Origin of the sequence: uncultured Clostridium sp. (genome assembly GCF_947036855.1) — a bacterium.
Taxonomy (GTDB): domain Bacteria; phylum Bacillota; class Clostridia; order Clostridiales; family Clostridiaceae; genus Sarcina.
Genome location: NZ_CAMQRY010000146.1, coordinates 1 through 5,550 on the forward strand (window position 1 = coordinate 1; position 5,550 = coordinate 5,550).

Genomic DNA, 5,550 nt, shown 5'->3' on the forward strand with positions numbered 1-5,550 from the left:
GGGACTCCCCCCTAAAACTCCTGGTTCTATAACTTGAACACTTATCTTTTCTAAAACACTATCCCTATTCTCTAAAGATGGTGTTTTCATATTATATTTATCTGAAAAATATATCTTATAATCTTCAAGCGACATTAAAAGTCTACCTTTAAACTCTGCATATCGCTCCTTACTCATAAGCTCTGAAACTTTAACTTTATTTTCTTTTTCATAATCGCTTATAATTCCTTCAACTGCATAAGCATCAAAATTTGTTCCACCAATAAGCGTATGTGGTGAAACTGTAACCTCTTCTAAAAATACTTCTTTTCCTACAATCTTAACTTTTAAAACTGCAACATCACAAGTTCCACCTCCAAGGTCAAAAACAAGCATAGTTTTAAAATCTGATAAATCTATAAATTTATCTTCATCAGCAATTTTGCTTTGTTCATTTATAAAATCTAAAACTGCCGCTGTTGGCTCTGATATTAAAGTTATATCTCCATCAAAACCAGCAAGTCTTGCTGCTGTTTTTGTAAAATTTCTCTGGTCTATATCAAAAGATGCTGGAACTGTAATAACGGCACTCTTTATATCATCCTCATCACCATATTTATCTATAAGGAATCCCCTTATAGCACTTAAAAAATATGATGCTACAAGTTCTGGTGTATAAATCTTTCCATCAATATCCCACTTATAATTTCTTTGCCCAATAAAATTCTTTGAATTAGAAATTACATTATTTTTACTCTGACTTTTCATTGCTTTTGCATATTTACCAACACATAACTCATCCATATCTGAATATAAAAATGATGGTAGAAGTGTATCAAATACTAACTTTTTATTTTCATCCATTTGAGGTAATTTCTCTGTTAAAACTTCTATTCCCCCACTCACACTTCTTCTACCTGTTGATACCACCGTATTAGTAGTTCCAAGGTCTATTCCTATTGAAAATGCCATATTAAATCATCCCCTTATATTTTCACTTTTTCTTTTCACTTAATCTGTTATAACATCTATAATTATTGGTGTAACTTTTTTCCCCTTATAATTCCATGCTCTATACTTCACACTTCCTATAACTTCTCCCTTTTCAGAAACCGGGCTTGAGAAAACAAATTTATCTAAAGCATCCTTTGTATTAACAATAATATCCTCACCAATTTCATTCTCTTCATCAGCCTCAAATCCTAATACTCTAAGTTTATTAAAGAAATTACCCATAGCAGCTTCTATATTATCAATTGATTGCTTATTTATATCTGTATAAACATTATAAAGTTCTGATAATACAGCCCCTTTCTTAATAGATGCAAGCTCCTTTAAAATATCAATTTTACTATCTTCTTCTTCACACTTATTCCCTTTTATAACATGATACCCAAGTTCTTTTGCAACAAGCCTAAAACTTTTATCTAAGTCGTTTCCTGTTTCCTTTTTTATAACCTTATCAGTCTTTCTATCTTTATATTCTTTTTTCACTACCTCCCCCTTAGGCTTTAATTCTATTTTTTCTCTTTTCTCATCTTTTTTACTTATTTTTTTTTCTCTTATATCTAATTCTTTTTTAACTTTTTTTACATCTTTCGATTTATTATCACTTATTTTATCTCCACCATTTAAAATATCAAATAAATCATCCTCAAAACTACATTCTTTTTTATCATTTATAATTTCTTCACCTTTAGCAGTATTCTTATATATATCTAAAATAGCTTTATACGGTTTTGAATCTTTAAAATATTTAGCTATACTTCTTAATGAATTATGCTTTAAATTTCTCACTTTTTGATAATGTTTTAATCTATCTAATTCTATTTCTCCATACTCAAAATTATTTTCAAGAATTTCAATAGTATCCTTTATATTTTTTCCTTCCTCTACATTTCCATTTTCAATAGCATTATAAAAACTTACTACCTCAATAACTGTTGATATAATATCATTTTCAGCTCTTTTTTTATCATCTACTAGAAGTTTTCCACTTCTAAATTTTTTAAATAATTCTATACTTCCATTTCCTTCAAATATTCTTCGTACTACAGTATCATTTACTATTTCACTCGTTATAATTTTTTCATTCTCCAAATTTTTTAAACAGTTTTTAATAAGCTCCTCTCGTGTTTTAGATTTTTCCATATTTACATAAATAGCATTTCTAACAATTAAATTTTTAAATATCCTTTCCTCAATACTTATAAGTTTATTAGCAATCAAAACTTTTTCAATATCAGCTCTACTTATCTCATTTAATTTTCTTGACCTAAAAATCCCACCTGGTAATTTTATAGCTTCCCTAATAATTCTTTTTTCCATACAATAATTCCCCCTATAAATTTATAACTTCATTATCTATACTTTGGTATACCCTTATATATTTATACGCATCCAAAATTTTATTAATGTAACTCTTCTCTGCTCCAATTTCACCATGAACCAAAATAATATTTTTTGCTTTAATTTTTTTCACCACTGCAAGTATTGAATTTACTCCTGCGTGTGCTGATAAATTAATTATTTTCAAATCACAATTAATTTTATATTTTTCTCTATCAATCTCTGTATATCTTTCACCATTAATCATAGACTGATCACTAAGATTTGCCCCAAGTGTTCCACTTACTTGATAACCTGTTAAAATACAAATAGAATTTTCATCAGAAATCATTTCTTTTGCATATTCAACAGAAACACTGCCTTCTTTAAGCATTCCAGAACTCGCTATAACAATACTTCTATTAGTCATAAACTCTTCTCTTATAAATGTCCTTTTAGACTTATATTGACTACTTTTTATAAAATTCACCTTTTTACAATTAAGCTTAACTCCCATTTTTATATAAGCTTTAGTTAATCTTACAGAATCTCCATCAATATAAATTCTAAAATTGTTTTCTACTGCTAAATCTTCAAGTATCTTTATAACCTCTTGAGTTCTTCCAATTGCAAATGCTGGTATTAATATATTTTTATCACTACTAATTCCATCAGCAACATACTTTTTAAGTAAAGAATATTCTAATTTACTTGAAGATATATTTTGAATTTCTTTATCTCCATATGTGTTTTCAGTAATTAAAATATCTATTTCTTCATTTGGAACCTCTGCTCCTGAAACTGTATTTTGTTCTTCAACTAAAAAATCACCTGTAATAAAAACTTTGACCTTATCAGATTTTAAAAATATAGAAGCAGCACCAAGTATATGCCCAGCTCTATAAAGTTCTAAATCCAAGCTATCTTTATTAAACTTAAGTTTAACCTTTTCATTAAAATCAAGTATTATTGAAACCTTTAAAATATTTTCTAAAGTATTTAAAGTATCAAGACTGACACCTCCTGAATTTAAATTCAGCCAAATAAGTTTTCTAGTATCTTTAGTCATAACAAACTTAATCTTATTATTAATCTTATGAAGTTCAACAATAGCTCCACAATGGTCTAAATGTGCATGTGTTATTAAGCAATACTCACACTCTTTAAGCCTATTTTCAAAACCATTAAAGTTTGGCAAAACCTTTTCATTTTTCGAAAACTTAATACCTGCATCTATAAGAAATTTACTTTCTCCACTTCTCACAAAATAACAACTTGCTCCTATTGTATCTCCACCACCAAGTGGTAAAAATTCAAAATCATAATCTTCTTTTCCTTTTATGCTATAAACATTATTACTATAAAAAAGCTCCATATCCATTAAATATAAATCTTTTAAAACTTCAATATCTATATTTTCTCCACTAATATATAATTCTTTTGCTACTGCAAAATTATTCTTATATATTTTTAAAGCTTCTCTTAAAAAATCTATTCTAGCTTCTTTACTATCTGTAACCATAGAAAAAAGATATAAAGCTACACTAACATCCTCCAAATTTTCAAGTTCTTTTAAAACATCACTTAATTCAGATTTCTCTTTTAATTTATATATATTATAAAATTGAATGAAAAACTTAGTTAATTTATCTTCTGACTTTTCAAGCTTCTCAATTTCTAATCCCTCTGAATATAATAATTTATCTAAAAGGTCATTAAAAACTGTTAATCTTAAAATAAAACTAAAATTTTCACTATTTATTTCAAGTAAATTTATTGCACTTTCAATACTTTTCCTTGAATTATAAAAGTCTTTTAAATCAAACTCATTTGAGCCTCTCAAAAGCTCTCTATAAAAACTTTTTTCCTTAACTTCTTTAATCTTCAAATAATCATTAATTAAATTAATATCCCCCTGCAAACCTAATCTCCCCTCCTTTTATATAGTCATTATTTTAAAACAATCTCACTTATATACATTCCCAATTTTATCATATTTTGTCTTTTTTTACTTATTTATTAACGTAATATTTATAATTTAACCACTCTTTTTTAACTTTATATATTATATAATGTATTTATGCCAAATTTTAACAAAAGGTTGTGTGTTTTATTTGAACAATATAGTGAAAAAAATCTTAAATATATTTTTATGTTTACTCCTTATATTTAGTCTTTATAAAATTTTATTTAAAATAGTAGATTATAAAAAAGCTTCCACTACTTATACTCAAATAGAGGAAGTATTTATAAACGAAAGTAAAAATAATACAAAAGAAAATATCTTTCCTAAAATGAAAGAGTTAAATGCTGATTATTCATTTTGGATAAATGTAGAAAATACTACTGTTAATTATCCAGTTGTTAAAGGAAATAATAACTTTGATTATCTAAAACAAAATTTTAATAAAGAAAATTCATCCTCTGGTAGCATCTTCTTAGATTATAGAAATGTATTCACTGAAGATTTTAACACTCTTATTTACGGACATAATATGAAAAACAAAACAATGTTTAACCATATAGAAAATTATAAAGACGAAGAATTCTTTAAACAAAATAATAAAATTAAAATAACTGATAAAGACTCTGTATATACTTATGAAGTTTTTTCTGTATATCTTGCGGATGGATCAAAAAATGCAGACCCACATTATCTTATAAATGCATCAATGGATACATTTGAAATAGATACTTATATTTCTGAAATCCAAAGCAATTCCTTATATCAAAACAATTTAGAAGTTACTCCATACGATAAAATAATAACCCTTGTAACATGTAGCTATGAATCATCTGATATTCGGACACTAGTTCATGCTAAACTTACAAAAACTGATAACCTTTAAAAGTTATAATTAACTATATAGTATTGCCTAAATACTCAATATTATAACCAACTATAAAACTAAGGCCATCTTAAAGCATTTTGCTTTAAGATGGCCTTATTATTTTTAATTAATATCGCTTTTTATTTATAAAATATAATCCTAAAATCGAAATAAGAGATATAAGTCCATATGAGAAAATTCCATTATCAGAAGTTTCTGGGAATACTCCCCCTATTGATGGTTTTGGCTTAGAACCTAATTGATTATTAGATTCATTAGCTCCATTTCCACTATTACCACTTAGTTTCTCTGGATCTACTGGTGGATCCGGTTTCTCTGGATCTACTGGTGGATCTGGTTTCTCCGGATCTACTGGTGGATCTGGTTTCTCCGGATCTACTGGTGGATCTGG

At 26.9% G+C, this 5,550-nt stretch carries 5 protein-coding genes; 1 reads left to right on the forward strand and 4 read right to left on the reverse strand.

Annotated elements, in window-relative coordinates; translation table 11 throughout:
• From Q0V15_RS11465 to Q0V15_RS11475, 3 genes are all read right to left on the reverse strand, one after another.
• A partial coding sequence (locus Q0V15_RS11465) for an Hsp70 family protein (RefSeq protein ID WP_297439128.1) occupies window positions 1-951 on the reverse strand: 951 nt, incomplete at its 3' end.
• 39 nt (window positions 952-990) lie between these two features.
• Entirely contained in the window at window positions 991-2,307 is a 1,317-nt protein-coding gene (locus Q0V15_RS11470; protein ID WP_297439130.1) for a hypothetical protein, read from the reverse strand.
• Window positions 2,308-2,320: 13 nt separating this feature from the next.
• Window positions 2,321-4,228 carry an MBL fold metallo-hydrolase gene (locus tag Q0V15_RS11475; protein WP_297439132.1) on the reverse strand — a complete coding sequence of 636 codons (1,908 nt, stop codon included), beginning with the start codon at window positions 4,226-4,228 and terminating at the stop codon, window positions 2,321-2,323.
• A gap of 151 nt (window positions 4,229-4,379) precedes the next feature.
• Between Q0V15_RS11475 and srtB the strand changes: the two genes are divergently transcribed.
• The gene (gene srtB / locus Q0V15_RS11480; protein WP_297439134.1) at window positions 4,380-5,156 is read left to right on the forward strand and encodes a class B sortase; all 777 of its coding nucleotides are present in this window, start codon (window positions 4,380-4,382) and stop codon (window positions 5,154-5,156) included.
• 109 nt (window positions 5,157-5,265) lie between these two features.
• Here the strand turns inward: srtB and Q0V15_RS11485 are convergent.
• Window positions 5,266-5,550 (reverse strand): hypothetical protein (locus Q0V15_RS11485; protein WP_297439136.1); only part of this gene is annotated, 285 nt, incomplete at its 5' end.

Coding starts and splice junctions, on each gene's coding strand:
- Q0V15_RS11470 (WP_297439130.1), bottom strand. CDS start 2,307: ATGGAAAAAAGAATTATTAGGGAAGCTATAAAATTACCAGGTGGGATT.
- srtB (WP_297439134.1), top strand. CDS start 4,380: ATGTATTTATGCCAAATTTTAACAAAAGGTTGTGTGTTTTATTTGAAC.